Below are 18,946 nucleotides of genomic sequence, written 5' to 3' on the forward strand. Positions count from 1 at the left end.
GATGCACCATTTTTACGAACTTACAAGCATCCGTAGCTCAGCTGGATAGAGCACTCGGCTTCGAACCGAGCGGTCAGGGGTTCGAATCCCTTCGGGTGCGCCATTTAAGCATCCCAAAAGATTCTTCGATTTATGCTAATCAATCAAAGGTTATAATGTGTAAAACCACCTAAAAAATTATTCTATACGCATATATTAATCATCTGCTCTACACGTTAGCATGTTTACCAATACCCCAAAAATGCTTATATAAAACGCTCTACAACGCTTTTTATGTTTCTCAGGCATCTAATGTCATCTATTCCTACCCAAGCCCTAAAAAGTGTTTTAAGCAAGATTAGAAGTCAAAGTGCACATTCTAAGTTAATACTAAAATGAAAAATGAACACCATAATAAAAGCGTTATGATTCCACAAATTATGCCTGTTGTTGCAAAACCAAAACCTCTTTTATTATTATTTTTTATATCACTCATAGCAACAGCACTCAATACTATAGCGACAATAGCGACGACAATACTTAAAATATTGATGACCAAAATAGAAACCAGTGATGAAATTCCGCAACTCATCCCCGCTATAGCTAAACCACTTGTTGCTTTATATTGTTGTTGATCCATTTATCTTTTGCCCCTTGATACTTTTGAAAAATAAAATAAATAGCAGTTAAGTATAAGATTATCGTTTTAGCAGATCAATATAAGATATATTTCACTTTATCAATCATAAATCACCGCTATTCAAATTATTTTCATGATAGATGCGAATAAGATCGATATCAGTAGCAATTGACATATAACAATAACTAAATGATTTAGATAATGATTTAATACTGTATAAAAATAGGAAAATAGATTTAAAACCAATATGAAACATCGGGATGATAAAATTTACCAAAAAATGATTGTTAATAACTTGTATTTGTTTTTCTTTTATGAATAATAGTCGAGATAAAATATTCAGCAGTATAAGCAAGAAAAATAAATGATAAAATAATTGCTTTTATCCAATTGAACTACATTGATTGACGAATATCAGTTAGATTTCTTCGGGTATACCACTCTGGTTGAATCCCGATATAAATCGAGTATACTAAGCTCAAACTTTAAATATTTATAATCAGTCTGCTTTTTTATTTTAAATATGGTCGTCGCTATATTAAAATAACCATTAAAGTAGATAGATATCTTTAATTAATCATAATGGACTTTTTTTATGTTGGACCCGAATTTACTCCGAAATGAATTGGATCTTGTCGCTACTAAATTAGCGCGCCGTGGATTTAAATTAGATGTTGATAGTATTCGTCAACTTGAAGAAAAACGTAAAGTACTACAAGTTGAAACCGAAAGCTTACAGGCAGAGCGTAATGCACGTTCTAAAGCTATTGGTGAAGCTAAAGCTCGTGGTGAAGATATCACGTCCGTACGTGAAGAAGTCAATAAGCTTGGTGAAAGACTCAACAGCGCTAAAGCTGAGCTAGAAATCTTACTGAATCAAATTAAAGATATTGCTTCAAATATTCCAAATATACCGGATGATTCTGTACCTGACGGTAAAGACGAAAATGATAATGTTGAAATATCGCGTTTTGGTACGCCAAGAACATTTGATTTTCAAGTAAAAGATCATGTTGCTTTAGGTGAACGTTTTGGTGGGCTTGACTTTGCTGCGGGTGTAAAACTCACTGGGGCTCGATTTGTGGTGATGAAATCTCAAATTGCGCGTTTACACCGTGCTATCGCTCAATTCATGTTAGACCTTCATACCGAGCAGCATGGCTATGCTGAAATTTACGTACCTTATTTAGTTAATAAGGCCACTTTATTTGGAACAGGTCAATTACCAAAATTTGCAGGTGACCTATTTCACACAAAACCGCTCGATGAAGAAGCAGAAAGCAGTAATTATGCATTAATCCCAACCGCTGAAGTTCCGGTAACAAACTTAGTGCGTGATGAAATTTTAGATGAAAGTGAGCTTCCATTAAAAATGACCGCTCATACACCTTGTTTCCGTTCTGAAGCAGGATCTTATGGTAAAGACACACGTGGTTTAATTCGTATGCACCAATTTGATAAAGTTGAGTTAGTGCAAATAGTGAAACCAGAAGAATCCATGCAAGCGTTAGAAGAGCTTACTGCTCATGCTGAAAAAGTGTTGCAGCTATTAGAACTGCCTTATCGAAAAATTGTGCTATGTACCGGTGATATGGGCTTTGGTTCTTGTAAGACCTATGATCTTGAAGTTTGGGTTCCTGCTCAAAACACTTATCGAGAAATCTCTTCTTGCTCTAATATGTGGGATTTCCAAGCACGTCGTATGCAAGCTCGTTATCGTAGCAAAGCAGACAATAAAACTTATTTAGTCCATACTTTAAATGGTTCTGGATTAGCGGTAGGGCGTACATTGGTTGCCATTATGGAAAACTATCAGCAAGCTGATGGAAGCATTAAAGTTCCATCCGTTTTAGTCCCATACATGAATGGTGTCGAAGTAATAGGCTAAAAAACGTTTTTTAACCCTATAATAGCGCTATTCATTAGCGCTATTTTTTTATTAATTAAGGTGAAATCATGATAAAAGGTGTTGTCCTGTCAATACTCGCATCATGCCTTTTTGGCTTACTTTATTATTATCCCGTGTTATTGCATCCCTTGTCAGTTATTGATATCTTTTGCTGGCGATTGTTGACTTCTTTTCCTGCGATTGTGATTCTAATTTTAATTGAAAAACAGTGGTCTGCCATTCATCTACTTTTTGTCCGTATAAAAACACATCCCCTTCTCTTAATTGGGTTATTGTGCTCATCACTATTATTGACAGTCCAGATGATGATCTTTATCTGGGCGCCTATCAACGGACATGGCTTGTCAGCTTCTTTAGGCTATTTTCTACTACCGTTAACCATGGTTATTTCAGGACAACTGTTTTATCAAGAAAAGCTCAGTTTTTTACAAAAAATAACAGTGGGGCTTGCGGCATTAGGGGTCGCTATTGAAATTGTCAATACAGGCGCATTTTCGTGGGAAACAGCCGTCATCGCCCTAGGATACCCCGTTTATTTTATGACACGCCGAAAATTACAAATAGAGGGCATTGCAGGCACGTTTTCGGACTTCTTTTTTATTTTTATTGGGTGTTTGTTTTATTTTATTCTTAACTACAGTTGGGATGAGATTATTCATGACATTACCCATTTTCCTATTTTTATCCCTATGCTAGGAATCATTACCGCTATTGCTTTTGCAATGTATTTTGTTGCAAGACGATTACTACCGATGGGATTATTCGGATTACTTGGATATGTAGAACCTGTTTTGCTTTCTATGGTATCGGTAATATTTTTGCATGAATCTGTATCATCAGAGCATATCATCTCATATGGGCTTATTTGGTTGTCTGTCTGCGTATTAGCATTAGAAGGGAGTATATTTGTTTTACGAGCGATAAAACGTAAAAGAATTCGGTAAATAACATTCGATAAATAACAAAAAAGCACATTTTAATGTGCTTTTATTTGATATAGTGAAATTTATTTACTAAACGTGACCGGCTGGCCATAACTTTCAATAATCGCTTGGATTCTGTCTAAGGTTTCTCTTGGAGGCGCCTCAACGCCTTCCAATTGATATTTATCCCCTATCGTATCCCATTTATAAGCCCCCATTTTATGGTAAGGCAATAATTCAACACGCTCAATATTATCCATTCCTTGAATAAATTGACCTAGTAGATGCGCAGAATTATCATCATCCGTCCAGCCTGGCACAACGACATAGCGGATCCATGTTTTTTTATTAATTTTTTGAAGATATTTAGCAAACTCAAGTACCCGTTTATTCGAAACACCGACCAGTTTCTGATGTATTTCATCATTCATCTGTTTTAAATCTAGCATCACTAAATCCGTTACTTCCATTAACGCATCAACAGTCTGATCAAGTTGTCTGGCATAACCGTTGGTATCCAGACAGGTGCTTATACCCTCTTCATGACAAGCCTTAAACCATTCTGTAATAAATTCAGATTGCAACGTTGCTTCACCACCCGATGCGGTGACGCCGCCCCCATTAGGCATGATAAAACTTTTGTAAGAAACAATTTCTTTCATTAGTTCATCAACCGTGACCTCTCGTCCTGCTTTCAAATCCCAAGTATCACGATTATGACAGTATAAACAGCGCATTAAGCAACCTTGAAAAAAAACAATGAAGCGAATTCCTGGCCCATCAACAGTACCAAAAGATTCGAAAGAATGAATACGACCTTTAATCGGTTGTTTTGCTGTCATAATGATATTGTTATTTTGTTCCATAAATTTTCTCTAATCGTTGCTCACATTGCTTATACGTTATTTTAACTCAGATACGGTTTAGCTTTCACCAATTACACTAATCAGAAACGCTTTTTAATTTAGGTAATTATATAGGTTAAAAATGAATGATATCAACACAACTACTCTTTTACGAATAATGAATATGAATTTAGTCAATATTATAAAAAAATAGCGCCCTTTTAGGACGCTATTTTGTCGTAATTTAAAATCAACTAAATTACATAGATTGTGTAAAAGTACGTGTAATGACGTCTTTTTGTTGTTCTTTCGTTAATGAGTTGAAACGCACTGCATATCCAGAAACACGAATGGTTAATTGTGGATATTTTTCAGGATGTTCCATCGCATCTAATAATGTTTCACGATTCAATACGTTAACATTTAAGTGCTGACCACCTTCAACTGATGCTTCGTGGTGGAAGTAACCATCCATTAAACCAGCTAAGTTACGTTTACGTGCATTATCATCTTTACCTAATGCATTTGGTACGATAGAGAAAGTATAAGAAATACCGTCTTTAGCGTAAGCAAATGGCAATTTAGCAACAGATGTTAATGAAGCAACCGCACCTTTTTGGTCACGTCCGTGCATTGGGTTAGCACCTGGTCCAAATGGCGCACCGGCACGACGACCGTCTGGCGTATTACCTGTTTTCTTACCATATACAACGTTTGAAGTAATGGTTAATACAGATTGTGTAGGAATTGCATTACGATAAGTTTTAAGTTTTTGAATTTTCTTCATGAAACGTTCAACTAAATCTACAGCGATATCATCTACACGTGGATCATTGTTACCGAATTGTGGATATTCACCTTCGATTTCAAAATCTACCGCAAGACCGTCTTCATCACGAATGGTTTTTACTTTTGCATATTTAATTGCAGATAATGAGTCAGCAGCAACAGAAAGACCAGCAATACCACATGCCATAGTACGAATAATATCACGATCGTGAAGAGCCATTAATGATGCTTCATAGCTGTATTTATCGTGCATATAGTGAATTGCGTTTAGTGCTGTCACATATTGTTTTGCTAACCAATCCATAAAGTGATCTAAACGAGCAAAGACTTTGTCGAAATCAAGATATTCATCAGTGATTGGATCTTCTTTCGGGCCAACTTGCATTTTTAATTTCTCATCCACACCACCATTGATTGCGTATAGAAGAGTTTTAGCAAGGTTTGCACGCGCACCAAAGAATTGCATTTGTTTACCAACAATCATTGGGCTTACACAACATGCGATTGCATAATCGTCGTTGTTAAAGTCTGGACGCATTAAATCATCATTTTCATATTGTAAAGATGACGTATCAATCGATACTTTTGATGCGAACTCTTTGAATCCACTTGGTAACTGTTCAGACCAAAGAATAGTCATATTTGGTTCTGGTGATGGACCCATGGTATATAAAGTGTTTAAGAAACGGAAAGAAGTCTTAGTAACTAATGTACGACCATCAACACCCATACCAGCGATAGATTCTGTTGCCCAAATAGGGTCACCAGAGAATAATTCATCATATTCTGGAGTACGTAAGAAACGAACCATACGTAATTTCATTACGAAGTGGTCAACAATTTCTTGAGCGTCTTTTTCAGTAATTAATCCAGCTTCAAGATCACGTTGGAAATAAATATCAAAGAATGTTGAAGTACGGCCTAAAGACATAGCGGCACCGTTTTGAGATTTAACCGCAGCTAAATAACCGAAGTAAGTCCATTGAACAGCTTCTTGTGCCGTTTTCGCTGGTCCAGAAATGTCGTAACCATATTTAGCAGCCATTTCTTTAATTTGACCAAGCGCACGATGTTGTTCAGCGATTTCTTCACGACGTTGCATTGTCATGGCTAAATCAACACCATTTTCAAAATCCGCTTGTAATGAATTGAATTGTGCAAATTTGTCTTGCATCAAATAGTCGATACCGTAAAGTGCTACACGACGGTAATCCCCAATGATACGACCACGTCCATACGCATCAGGAAGACCAGTGATAACACCTGATTTACGACAACGAAGAATATCTGGTGTATAGATATCGAAAACACCTTGGTTATGGGTTTTACGATAATCAGTAAAGATTTTTTTGACTAAAGGATCAAGTGTTCTGTTGTATGCTTTACAAGAGTTCTCGATCATTTTGATACCGCCAAACGGGATAATCGCACGTTTTAATGGTTTCTCAGTTTGTAGGCCAACAATTTTTTCTAAATCTTTTTCAATGTAACCTGCATCATGAGCAGTAATTGTCGAAATAACACTTGTATCAAAATCTACAGGGGCATGGGTAGCATTTTCAATTTTGATGCCTTCCATAACTTTATCCCATAATTTAGTTGTCGCATCAGTTGCGCCAGCTAAAAAAGACTCATCACCCTCATATGGTGTGTAGTTTTTTTGAATGAAGTCGCGGACATTGACATTATTTTGCCAATCACCATCTTTAAATCCTTTCCAAGCGACCGCTTGTACTTCGTTTAAATTACTCATAGTTTTTCACCTCAGGTTTACTAAAATTTCTATCTACTCTTTTGTATATAAGGGTAAATATCATAAAAATCAATGTGGCTTACGTAAATATAATGCCCAATAAGGCAGCGCAACGGCTAAACCACCTAAAATATTCCCGATTGTTACAGGAATCAAATTCTTTAACACAAAATGCTCAACGGTTAATTCTTTGAATGCATCCGGTGATACACCTATTGCATGCCAAAATTCCGGAGAAGCAAAATTGTTGATCACAATTCCCATTGGGATCATAAACATATTAGCAATGCTATGCTCAAAACCACTTGCCACAAACATTGCTACCGGTAAAATCATGATTAGCATTTTATCTAATAAACTACGACCAGCGTAACTCATCCAAGCCGCCAAGCACACCATTAGATTGGCTAATAAACCAAGAAAAACAGCTTCAATAAAAGTATGATGCAATTTATGATCTGCAGTTTGCAGAACATTTAGTCCCCACATCCCATTGGCTACCATATATTGACCTGAGAACCATATCACGCCAACAAACAGTATAGCACCAATAAAATTACCAATATAGACTAAAATCCAATTGCGAATCATTCTAAACCAACTGACTTTATGCGTCATTTTCGGCAAAATTGTTAAAACTGTTGAAGTAAAAAGATCTGCTCCACAGCAAACAACGAGCATAAGTCCTAATGAGAAACAAATACCACCGACTAATTTAGCAAGTCCAAACGCAACGGTAGATGTACCTGTTGTCACGGTAATATAAAATACAAAAGCAATTGAGATAAATACACCTGCAATAATGGCAGATAGAATCGTACTACTTGGGTGCTTATTTACTTTATAATTACCGACCTCTTCAGCGATTTGGGTCATTTGTGCGGGGGAAAGAGAATCCACAAGCTTATCATTACTCAATGTTAACATCCTCAAAAAAACTAGGGTTTTATGAGGCGGATAGTATACTCTTAATTTATGTCAAATCATCAATTTTTTAGTTAAAAAAATTTAAAAAATTATAACTCATTATTTTTATTTTATTTTTTTACATTTATTAACATAAATAATAACATTCTGTTTTGATTTAAAAAGTGTTTAACAGTTTTAATAAGCTTTTAAAACAGACAGTTAACTATTTCATAGCAATTATAAACGATTTTTTTGCATTGCTGTTGACTGAAGAAATTCCGATAAAATAAAAAAATTTTCCATCCTTTTTCTGATATATCGAAAAAGGAGGAAAATAAAATAGAACAAGTCTTAAATAAATATGTAAATGTAACTTCACGTTACAATTTGGATATCCTTATCCAAATTTTGCCCGTAATCCAATTGTTATGGATTACTTACCTCTGAAACTAAGAAGTCAACTTTGCTAGGTAACCCTGGTGATACTCGAATCACTTTAGGATTACGCCCAATCACTTCATAGCCTTTTGGTAATGTTCTGGTATCCAATTTTATCACAAAATTGGCTCCTCTTTCCCAACGACCACCTGATACACCGACTAGGTGATAACGACCAATTGCATCGGTTGTAATGATTTCACCCCGAGCCGTAACCAGTTTGATCCCACCCAATCCTTCTTCATTTTCATCTTGAATACCGTTACCATTTTTATCGACATACACTTTTCCGAAAATAAGCGCATCATCAAATAATGGATCGGCCGTAACCGTTACGGTTGCATGAGAGGTATTGGAGACTACTCGTCCGGTTAATGAGTTTATCGCTTTAGCTGTATTGGTATATTCACCTTGAGTCACCCCCGAACCGACCACCAGCATATAAGTAAGCGTTATTTCATCGTTAGATTTCAATTTGATGACCTGAGAGGTGACCGTTCTTCCGCCACTAGGATCAGCAACTTTTTTACCATCAAGACGCGTTGAACCTTTAACAAACTTAAAGCCTGCCGGTAAGATATCTTGTATCTTGATAGCTGAAGCACGCGGACTATTATTGATAATTCGAATTGAGTAAGGCACGATATCACCTACAACGACATTATCTTTCTGTGCCATTTTAATTATCGTGACATCCTCATCCGAATTACGATACCCTAATAGCATTTCATTCGCTAACCGTGTCAAAGTTGTTGACATATCTTTTAACATGACAGGCACAGTGTGAGCACCACCCACACCATTGAATGTTACCGAAGCCGGTGGATTAGCTAAATTAATTAAGTCATGTTCAATTACTTTACCGTTATTGTCTGCGTATTGATCAAATGACGGTATCAAATCAAATAAAGGATTACCACGACCAACATTGACACTACCATCGTTATACTCGCCATACAGGACTCTAACAAAGTATCGTGCTGCACCATTATTATTGGTATCAATAATGAGGTTACGGAAACTAAATTTACCATTTTCACCACTTATTGACTTAACCGGTTGACCATTTTTATCTAAGATGTGTTGTTTATCACTATCTAATAAGTAAACATTCACACCTTTTAAGCCATTATAATTAGCAGCACCTTTTAACCCTCCGCCCTGATTATCATCAAGAATTCTTCCTTCAATGAATCCTCCATTGATATAACCAAAGTTTTGATCGATTAAACTACCTGAAATATCTAATGTTGCCACGTTTTCTGTTTCAGGGGTATTTACGGTGCCATTACGATCGTGATGCGCATCATCCGGATCAAAGCTTGCTCTTAAAGTCGTTGGTATACCTGTAACTTCAATTTTCCATTTACCCGGAATAATGTTATTAATTTCATAATCAACATCACTTGCTGCTAATGTGTGTGTAAAGTGGATAGCAGGATTGTTTACATTCTCGAATAGTAATGTGACCGGCGCATTAACTGAACTATCAATTGAAGGATTGTACTCTCCATCATCATTGTTATCTAAGAACACTTTACCTTTAATACCACTTATCCCACTCCAAGCAAAAATTACTCCACGAGCATGATCGGTTGCACTCGCAAACTGGTAAATTTCCTCCATTTCGTTATCAGTCTTATTCGTTGTTGCAGCAATATTACTATCTGTTAGTAAGAAACTACTTATATAGTTAGAATTTTGAATAGAGACTTTAACTTTATAGTTAACACCTGCAACTAAGTTTTCAAACTTATATTGACCAAGATCATCAATATTTGTGCCTGTACTTATTGCTTCAACACTATCAACCAAATCATTTTCGACAAATAATTCAACGGCATAATGTGGGAACAGTGAATCAATACCAATATCTTGAGCTGTTATTGCATTACCATCATTGGTATCGATATCAATCACAACTTGACCACTAATGCTTGCTTGACCTTTCAGACCAAAATCAACATTGGTGACTAATGGAGAAGATGCCGCATTCATATCTAGTTTTGTTCCATTTGGAACATCAGTAGCAGATATACCTTGTGGTTTAACCACATAGCTATAACTATAGCCTGAACCTGCTACTGGTTGAACAGTAATAATCCATTCACCTTCTGCAATATTATTGATCTCATATTGACCGTTAGCATCACTCACAGCGGTTAGAAGAATATTAGGATTATTCGCATCCCTTGCTTCAACGGTAACACCCGCTAAAGTAGTATGATATGTCTGATGTATACCTTTTCCTGAGTAATCTTTATAAATTTTGCCTTTTAACGCTTTTTGACTCTTATAACCATAATCAATATTGTCAACTTGTTGATTAACACCCGCTACCACTAACATATCATGGTTACTTGCATTTCCACCATTAACCATGGCTGGACTGAAACTGATTTGATATCCAGACTGCAATAAGGTGCTATCATCAACGCTCACTTCATATTGATTATATGCCGTTAGATTATCAAACTGGTAATGACCATTGCTATCCGTTGTCGTTCTGATTTCAGGCGCACCACTTAAGCCATTACTTTTGAGGGTAACAGGAATACCATTTAAAGGTCTATCAATAGCTGCCGCATGGTAATTCAAACTAGCATTATCATTGATATCCATATCGACAACCACTCGCCCGGCAATTTTAGCACTACCCTTCAAGCCATAGTCGATAGTTTTACCTGCGGTATCTGTGGCAGAAATGGTTAGTTTCAACTCGCCAGGATTGACCTGATCAATGGATGAATAATTAACAGCATAATTGACGTAACTATAATTCCAATCTTGAGGATAACCCGTAATTTTAACAATCCATACACCCGACGTTAGATTGTTTATTGCATAACTTCCATCAGCGAGTGAAACGCTCGAAACTTTTGCGTTATTACTTTGATTGATGGCGCTCACCTCAACCCCAGATAATGTAGGATAATTAGCATTATGAACAGCATTACCCATAATATCTTGATAGATATGACCACTGATACCTATATTACCTTTATAACCAAAATCATTACTGATTTTCTGGTCGTTGTCCGCTGAAACAACTACAGGGGCAATATCGAATGCGTTATTCGTCGATGCCTTACCTGTCGGACTAAAGCTAATGACATAACCACTTAAAGCGTTTGCAGGATCCGTCACTCGAATTCGATAATTACCACTCGATAAACCATTAAATTCAAAATAACCATTACTGCCAGTGTTCGTTTGTTTATAGATAACAGTATCATTAGTTGGATCGATTAGGTTTATGGTTAAATTAGCAATACCGGTATCACCTTGTGACAATTGTTCATCGACATCGTTATCCAGAACAACCATACCTGTAATTATACTTTGACCTTTCATACCTAGATCAAGTTTGATATCTCGACCGGTATTTGAATCAACCTGATAACTAATACTATTAGTATTGGTCCCAGTTGGATTTACTGATTTTTTAACAAAATAGCTATAAACTAAACTTGAACGTGTTGGATGTGAAACCGAAACTGTCCATTTGCCTTCAGTAATGTTAGTAAACGAAAACTGACCATCGCTACCAACTGTTTGGCTTTCTGTCACTTTTTTGTTATTCCATTCACCTTCAATTTTTACAACAGCACCCTCTAATTTTGTATGGAATGTTTGATAAGAACCATTTCCGCTTGCGTCCAAATAAACTGTTCCTGATAAGTTGCGTTTAATTTGATAACCGAAAGCACGTTTTTCTGGATTAAGTTCATACCGACTGTCATTCGGACCATTAATATCAAACGTTGCTATCGCCGATGGCGTTGCTGGATTTCCTGGACTAAAGACAAGTTTATAATCATTATGATTTACTGTGCTTGTAATTTCATAATTATGTTGACTTAATCCGTCTATTTCAAAAGCACCTGTAGATGGGTCAACCGATATATCTTTAGGTGTGAAGCCCGATTTATTGTTTGCTGAATTTAAGGTTATTACTGGGGTTATTGGTGTAGATAACTGACCAAATGCCATATCGTTTTGACTATATTGATCATCATCATCTCGGTCAATAACCACATAACCTGTGATTTTACTGCTACCGCGATAACCGATATTGATATTGTCAATTGAAGGTTGATTGACAGTTAAGTTAATATCTAATGACAAACTATTATTCTGCCCAACAATCGTTCTGTTATTCATTGAAGTATAATTTAAAGCATAATTATTCCAATCTGCCACTGTTTGTGAGTTATCAGCAGAAAGAACCCATTGACCTGGTGACATATTTTCGAATTTAAAATTTCCTGAACTGTCAGTTATTACTGAAAATGTTGCTTGATTATTAGTCGCATTAGAATTTGGGCTTGGGCTTGGCACTTTTGTCAAATTAAGTTTGACCCCAGCAAAACTGGTATCAACATCTGTTTTACTTTGACTATTATCCACATCAATCGTTACTTGTCCTGCGATAATACCGTCATAATTAAATCCAGTACTACTACTGAAATCATCATTAGTTAGCGGCATAAAATCAATGATATTTTTATTATTTGCTATCTCTGATGCAGGAATAAGTTTAGCGCCATCTGGTGTAATGACTTCTACTTGATAATAATAATTTATAGGTAGTTTTTCGAAAAGATATTGGCCATTTTTCGATGGATTACCATTTAAAGAAATATTATCCGTCTCAATTGTTTTAAGCGTTTTATATTGATTTGAGCCTGGAACCTTATAATTTAGATTCACCTTCACACCATTAGTAAGCTCATCAACCGTTTTGATTTTATTGTTATTGAAATCAATCCAGACATCACCACCAATTTTTTGCTTACCTAAAACAAGATAATGATTATCAAGTGATCCTTCTAAAGGTAATCCACTGACAGGAATAACGATATTTTGTGCTTGATTTCCTGATTTACTTTGTTTGAAATCATAGTCACTAATCGAATTCATTATGATTTTAACAGAGTAATTAACACCCGTTCCGTATAATAGATTAGCAAAATGATAATGACCATTGTTGGTTTTTTGAGTCATCAATGGCTGTCCACTAGCATTTAATCCTGAATATAATTCAACAGTTGCCTGTACCGAGCCATCAAGTGGATGCGCAAATTGATTTGTATGATTCAAATCTTGGTTAGAATCGTTAAAATCGATATACACATTACCTTGAATACCATCATAGCTAGCCTGATTATAATAGAATATTTTACCGTCAATACCTCGATTATTGATAATGATATTTGATATGGTATCAATCGGTTGCACTGAGTTTTCGCTATTTCCAACAATAACATAGTTTTGTGGGGCTAAAATAACACTGACTTTATAGTTACCATCTGGCAAATTATAAAAATGATATTCTCCATTGGCATCACTATACTGGCGAACCATTTCTTTATTCGTCGTAGCATCGTATAAACTGAGTAATACCCCACCTAAAGGCTCACCGGTTGCAGCAGCAGGATCACCAATTAATGTTTTGCCCGAAATACCACTATTTGTTGCAGTAGTGCTGTTAATACCTGCCGATGGATTAGCATTTGTTTTCCCTGCTAATAAGAAGTATTTACCTTTCTGACTACCACCTTTAGTATTAAAAGATATCGGATTTAAAGTTTTGTTCGTATTGTTATCTGCATTTGCAATCACGCCATAACCGCTCGGCGGTTCAATTTCAACGGTATAAAGGCTAGCTTTCGAATCATCTTTACTTAAACTAAAACTATAATAGCCAATTTCATTGGTTTTAAGTGTACTAAATGGCGTACCTGTTGCGTCACTTCCTTTATATAAATTAATAGTTACATTTGAAACAGGAACATCACCCGTTCTATTGAAACTGATATCGGGTTGGCCATTATTATTGATATCGATCATGACATAACCCGATATCGATGCATCCCCCTCTTTTTTATAAATGAAGTCTAAACCACCACCTGATAAAATTGGCGTCGATGCAGTGATTTGAACATCGTTCACGGTATCAGAAGGACTTTTCAATTCATAACGTTTATCTAAGCCTGTATCCGTTACTTTTATTGTGTAATTATCATTTAAAAGATGACTGAAACGATATTTACCGTTATTGTCCGTTTTGGTATAAGAATATAATTTATTACTGCCTTTACGATAAATTTCGACTCGTACACCAGTGATTGGCACGTCACCCTTAGACGAATCAAAACTACCATTATCATCATAATCGTAATAAAGCTGACCGCTAATTTCAGTATTATTATTGGCTCTAATTAACCAATATTGATTCGGTACACCTCTTGGTAATAAATAAACCTGCATATATTCCAAATTTGTTTTTATTTCATTTGGAAGATAAGTTTTTTCTGTTTTAGATGCGCTGCTATTACCAACTAATTTGAAAGCACTATGATCCAATCCATTTAATCGCAATAACATACTTGTCAGATATAAATTATTATACCGAGTTGAGTTTTGTTTATTATAAACAAATCGCCCATTTTGTTTTACTTTGTTATCAACAAAATCAGGATCTGCAAGGATTGAATCGATACTTTTCGTTCTATCATAGTAATTAGGATAAATTCTTGGTGTAAAGACCCCTTCTACAGATAAATCTGAAAGGTTATACCGTTGTAATTCATCTGATGTTAATAAAACCGATTGCTCATTTTTTTCAGTTGATCCGGTGATGTCTAAATAAATATTACCTGACAAGGCTTCAGTGAGCCCTGAAGGCGCTATCGTTGCTTGCATAAACCATTGATTATTATTATCCATATTTGCTAATGTGCCATCAGCTAATACTTCAAAATTTACTGTACCAGGAGGTGAAGAAGGATCTTTATCGGCAATATCTAAATATTTAGTTTTATCTGCTTGATGAACAATACGGTATTTGCCTTCTGGTAATGATTTAAGATTGATCGTTCGATAGTAATCACCAATAACACTCCATTTTTCATAATTACTTCCATTCCAGAAATAGAGATCAAAATATCCATCGCCTTTCTCAAGTGTTTGTTCACCTGCATAGTCCATATCGCCATTGAGATCATTAACCGGTGCCCCCGAAAATTGTCCTTTTCCTTGCATTAGAAAGTTTTTCGTCATCGGGACATCTAGTTGTTTAAATTGTACTTTATAACTTGGAGCTAACTCTTTAGCGGTATTTGTGACAGCGGTTGTACCTGAATAGATAGCTTTAACGATGTAAGTCACATCTCGATTAATACCATCTTGTTGCCCTTGAAAACTATATTCACCCTTAGCATTGGTTAGTTTTTTCCCAATAAAATTACTTCCATTTTCAGTACAATCATTGGTACCGTCATCTTCACAAAGTAAAACAATAGCATTCTTTAATGGTAAGTCATTAGCATTGTACATTTGCCCCGTTTGTATCTCACCATCACCTAACCATGTATCTAACAGTACTGAACCACGAAGAACATCTTCATTAATTTTCAATTTATACCAGATGTTAGTATCCCTGTTATATTTGTTACCACCACTCGCATTAACAACAATGCTTGATATCGTTTTTTTATTATCATTAGGATCGATACTTGAACCGCTATTCTGATCATTATTTTCGAAATCAACATCGCCAGCCTTGATATTACTGTCGCCACCATACTCCTGTTTAGCCGTAACACGATACTCTCCATTAGGCAAATTGGTGAAATTGTAATAACCCTTGTTATCTGTTGCAAATTCAGTGATAACTGTCCATTTTCCAAATACTTTACGCTCCAAAGTAACCCGATTTTGTTTAATTGGTGTATCTTGATTTGGATTATAAGTGCCTAAAGCCCCTCGATGGCTATTATTTAAATACACATATCCAGAAATCGTATTGGGTCTTTTTGGTGTAAAGTAAAGGGTATCTTCCCAAGTTCTATTTGGAGTGACATTAATCGAATATTCGCCATTATATGATTCGGGATAATCCAAATTATCCGTATCATATTCAACAACAGAATAATAAAATAAACCCGCATGATCGATAGGATAATTTTGTGAGCCTCTTACACCATAAAAACCCGGTTTTTGATAGCTGACTTCTAATTTATTACCTTGTAAATCGGTTGCTTGAGTCACACCATCTTCTTCAAAAAAGGCTATTTTAGTATAAGTACTGGCGGTAATTGCTTCAAGCCCATTAATTGTTGAACTCCAGCTCCAATTTCCATTGGCTGTTTTCAAATAATTGACGACTAATAAATTACCTAAATCTTTACGTATTGGTGAATACCAAAAGTTTTGGTTGGTTTTTCTCTCGTTAAGTTTGGGTACGATAATCTCTTTAGCAGCAATGTTAGCTTGTGTACCATTACTTAATGTGACTTTTCCTTTATGCGTACTTCTTGATTTAGAGGAGGTACTGGTTGACTTACCGTCTGTGTCATTGACAAAAACAGTATTATTTAAATTTATATTTGACTCTGTGACAACAACTTTATAATCTTTGTCTTTTACTAATCCGACAAATTGATAGGCGCCCAAATTACCGGTAAATTGATAAGCAATTTTCTCCCAATCGGTTCCATTATGTTGGTAAAGTTCGACAGTGGTATTAAGTCCTGTACTACCTTGAGCCGCAAGCGGAATATTATTGCCCGTTTTACCTGAATCCGGACCTGCTATAATATATTGCTGAGGTCCTAGTACAAACACATTTCCAGATATACTGGATAAAGATGTATCGTTAGGATCTAATTGAAACAAGAAATTAGGACCACTAGGCACCCCAGTTGAGTCAGGTATTGTTAATTGTGCTTTTGCCCTGTTTTTACTATCAGTAGTAAAAGGTGGAGAAGTGACATTTGTTACCTGAATATCATAAGTTGCAACAGCGAGATCACTAAAGCTGTATTTACCATCACCACCTGTAATAACGGTATCGGTTCCCATTACTTTGGTTGTTGTACCGGAATAATACAACTCGACCCTCATATTTTGTAGACCAGTATCAATATCTGCTTCATAGGTATTGTTGTTATTTCTATCAACCACAACAACACCATCAACAGAATTGGTATTACGATGTTTAAGATTAAATTGCCCACTTTGATCTGAACCTTCCATCTTAAAAGAAATAAGTTCAGCATATTGATGACTATTATCTGGTAGTATGACATCCCATAATTTATAATTTCGAGTTTTTAAAAAGAGATCAACGTCTTTATCAAAAAAAGCCTCATATTTAACCTGTAATAATGTATTTTTTATCTCTATTTCGCCATTACTATCTGTTTTTAATACGATATTATTATCCGTATTGGTTACCATCCCAACCGTTGATTGAGTTCTCATTTTTACAGGAATATTGTTAATACCTGCATCTGTACCATTTTTAACTTTTAGATGAATAGTTCCCCCTTTTCCTTTTAAAAAGAGGTTTTGACCTAATTCACCTGTTGCCCCTCTAACAGTTACGTTTTTGGAAACGCTTTCCCCATTATTGGTTGCTATTTCAACGATATAATTTCCTAAAGTGTTAACTTCAAAGTTATACTGACCATTATCATTTGTTTGTTCATTTGATATTAAAATACCTTGATCATCTTTTAATGTCACGGATAAGCCTTGTAACGGAAAGGTTACATTCTTTGCGGTATCATCGTAGTCTAAAAATACCCTTCCCGCTATTGGAATTGCATTAGCTACCGATACAACTGTTAACGACATAAAGGTGGATAGCAACATCCATTTTAAACATTGTAATATCGCTTTATAACTAAAAACATCAACCCAAGATCTTTTTTTAGCATTCATTTTCGCTGTTGCATTACACTTAATTCGCATTATCTTCTCTCCTGATATGCGTAAATTCTCTTCTTTTCGATTCTCAGCTTTTAGGTCTGATTTTATTTGCACGGGTAAACGTATTTGACCACTGTTAACTTTTTGCCAACTGTTCATTAGAAACTCCCCACTACATTGACAAACCAACCATGTGAACGGTAGTTCAAGCGTGTTAAGTTGTCGTTATAATCCGTGAAGTTGTAACCCACACCCATCTTGATGTTGTCGCCAACATTACGGTAGACACTGGTCACTAAACCGTCTTTGTGGTCATCTGCCAGATCGGTACGTAGCGTTCGCCCCTCAACCTGATATTCCCAGTCACCCGTCTTATAATTAATCCTTAGTGCATATAAATCAGCGCCTGATGAATACCAATCGCTTTCACCTTTATAACGTAAATGACCCTGCCTTTGTGCTGCTTTAAACGCCGTTTCCCAGTTCGCATTCCATTCGTAAACACCTTCTAATGACCATACCCAGCTCTTTTGGTCATACAAGCTCGACGTATAACGTTTACCACCTGATGATGTTGAGTTCACTATCAACTGGTCATCCGGGTCTAATCCATACACATAGGTCATTTTGCCAAAAAGGTTCAGATTATTGATTACTTGGGGTCGGTAGGCAAAACCGATCATTGACTCCGTGTAATTACTTACTACATCACTTGAATCATCTTGATTACCAAACGTTTTGGCAAAATCAAATTGTCCAAGCCAACTTAAGTTTTCATTAACCACCGTTTTTGCCCGGTTAGTGGTCACCCATTGTCTTATGCGTTCACTACCTTCATCTATCCGATATTCCAGACGATTGCGTATTTGAAATAAATCATTTTTATAACCATAACCAGCGGCATAAATATCCCGACGAGTTTCATCATTTCCGGTTAAACTGGTGTGATTGCGGTGACGGTTGTTCACACGGCCTATCGAGTAAGACCCCTCTATAAATTGGGCTTCTGTCGGTTTATAACTTACCCCATAAACATCCGAT

Annotated in this window: 7 protein-coding genes, 1 tRNA gene and 1 pseudogene; 3 read left to right on the forward strand and 6 right to left on the reverse strand. The window is 36.0% G+C overall.

Features of this window, described 5'->3' with window-relative positions; genetic code table 11:
• The first annotated feature begins 26 nt into the window (after positions 1 to 26).
• Positions 27 to 103, forward strand: a tRNA-Arg gene (locus tag ACGH6P_RS05925).
• A gap of 255 nt (positions 104 to 358) precedes the next feature.
• On the opposite strand, the gene ACGH6P_RS05930 is transcribed toward ACGH6P_RS05925, so the two are convergent.
• The gene (locus ACGH6P_RS05930) at positions 359 to 619 is read right to left on the reverse strand and encodes a DUF4190 domain-containing protein (RefSeq protein WP_065559043.1); all 261 of its coding nucleotides are present in this window, start codon (positions 617 to 619) and stop codon (positions 359 to 361) included.
• 595 nt (positions 620 to 1,214) lie between these two features.
• Here ACGH6P_RS05930 and serS point away from each other — a divergent pair.
• A complete protein-coding gene (gene serS, locus ACGH6P_RS05935) occupies positions 1,215 to 2,507 on the forward strand; it encodes a serine--tRNA ligase (RefSeq protein WP_411596964.1) in 1,293 nt (430 codons plus the stop codon).
• Positions 2,508 to 2,575: 68 nt separating this feature from the next.
• A complete protein-coding gene (gene rarD, locus ACGH6P_RS05940) occupies positions 2,576 to 3,472 on the forward strand; it encodes an EamA family transporter RarD (RefSeq protein WP_411596965.1) in 897 nt (298 codons plus the stop codon).
• A gap of 62 nt (positions 3,473 to 3,534) precedes the next feature.
• Here the strand turns inward: rarD and pflA are convergent, their stop codons facing one another.
• The 5 genes and pseudogenes from pflA to ACGH6P_RS05965 all read right to left on the reverse strand — a co-directional run.
• Positions 3,535 to 4,317, reverse strand: a complete 783-nt coding sequence (gene pflA / locus ACGH6P_RS05945; RefSeq protein WP_411596966.1) for a pyruvate formate lyase 1-activating protein — start codon at positions 4,315 to 4,317, stop codon at positions 3,535 to 3,537.
• Between the two features lie 238 nt (positions 4,318 to 4,555).
• Positions 4,556 to 6,838: a formate C-acetyltransferase gene (gene pflB / locus ACGH6P_RS05950; RefSeq protein ID WP_220215723.1), complete on the reverse strand. Its 2,283-nt coding sequence runs from the start codon at positions 6,836 to 6,838 to the stop codon at positions 4,556 to 4,558.
• Positions 6,839 to 6,907: 69 nt separating this feature from the next.
• On the reverse strand, positions 6,908 to 7,756 hold the full coding sequence (gene focA / locus ACGH6P_RS05955; protein ID WP_257006728.1) for a formate transporter FocA: 849 nt from the start codon (positions 7,754 to 7,756) through the stop codon (positions 6,908 to 6,910).
• A 417-nt stretch (positions 7,757 to 8,173) separates the two neighbouring features.
• Entirely contained in the window at positions 8,174 to 18,064 is a 9,891-nt protein-coding gene (locus ACGH6P_RS05960; protein WP_411596967.1) for an SdrD B-like domain-containing protein, read from the reverse strand.
• Positions 18,064 to 18,946: pseudogene (locus ACGH6P_RS05965) on the reverse strand (hypothetical protein); the annotation flags it as partial. The gene ACGH6P_RS05960 and the pseudogene ACGH6P_RS05965, both read right to left, overlap by 1 nt.

This window comes from Gilliamella sp. CG25, assembly GCF_046635705.1.
GTDB classification, from domain to species: Bacteria; Pseudomonadota; Gammaproteobacteria; order Enterobacterales; family Orbaceae; genus Gilliamella; species Gilliamella apicola_I.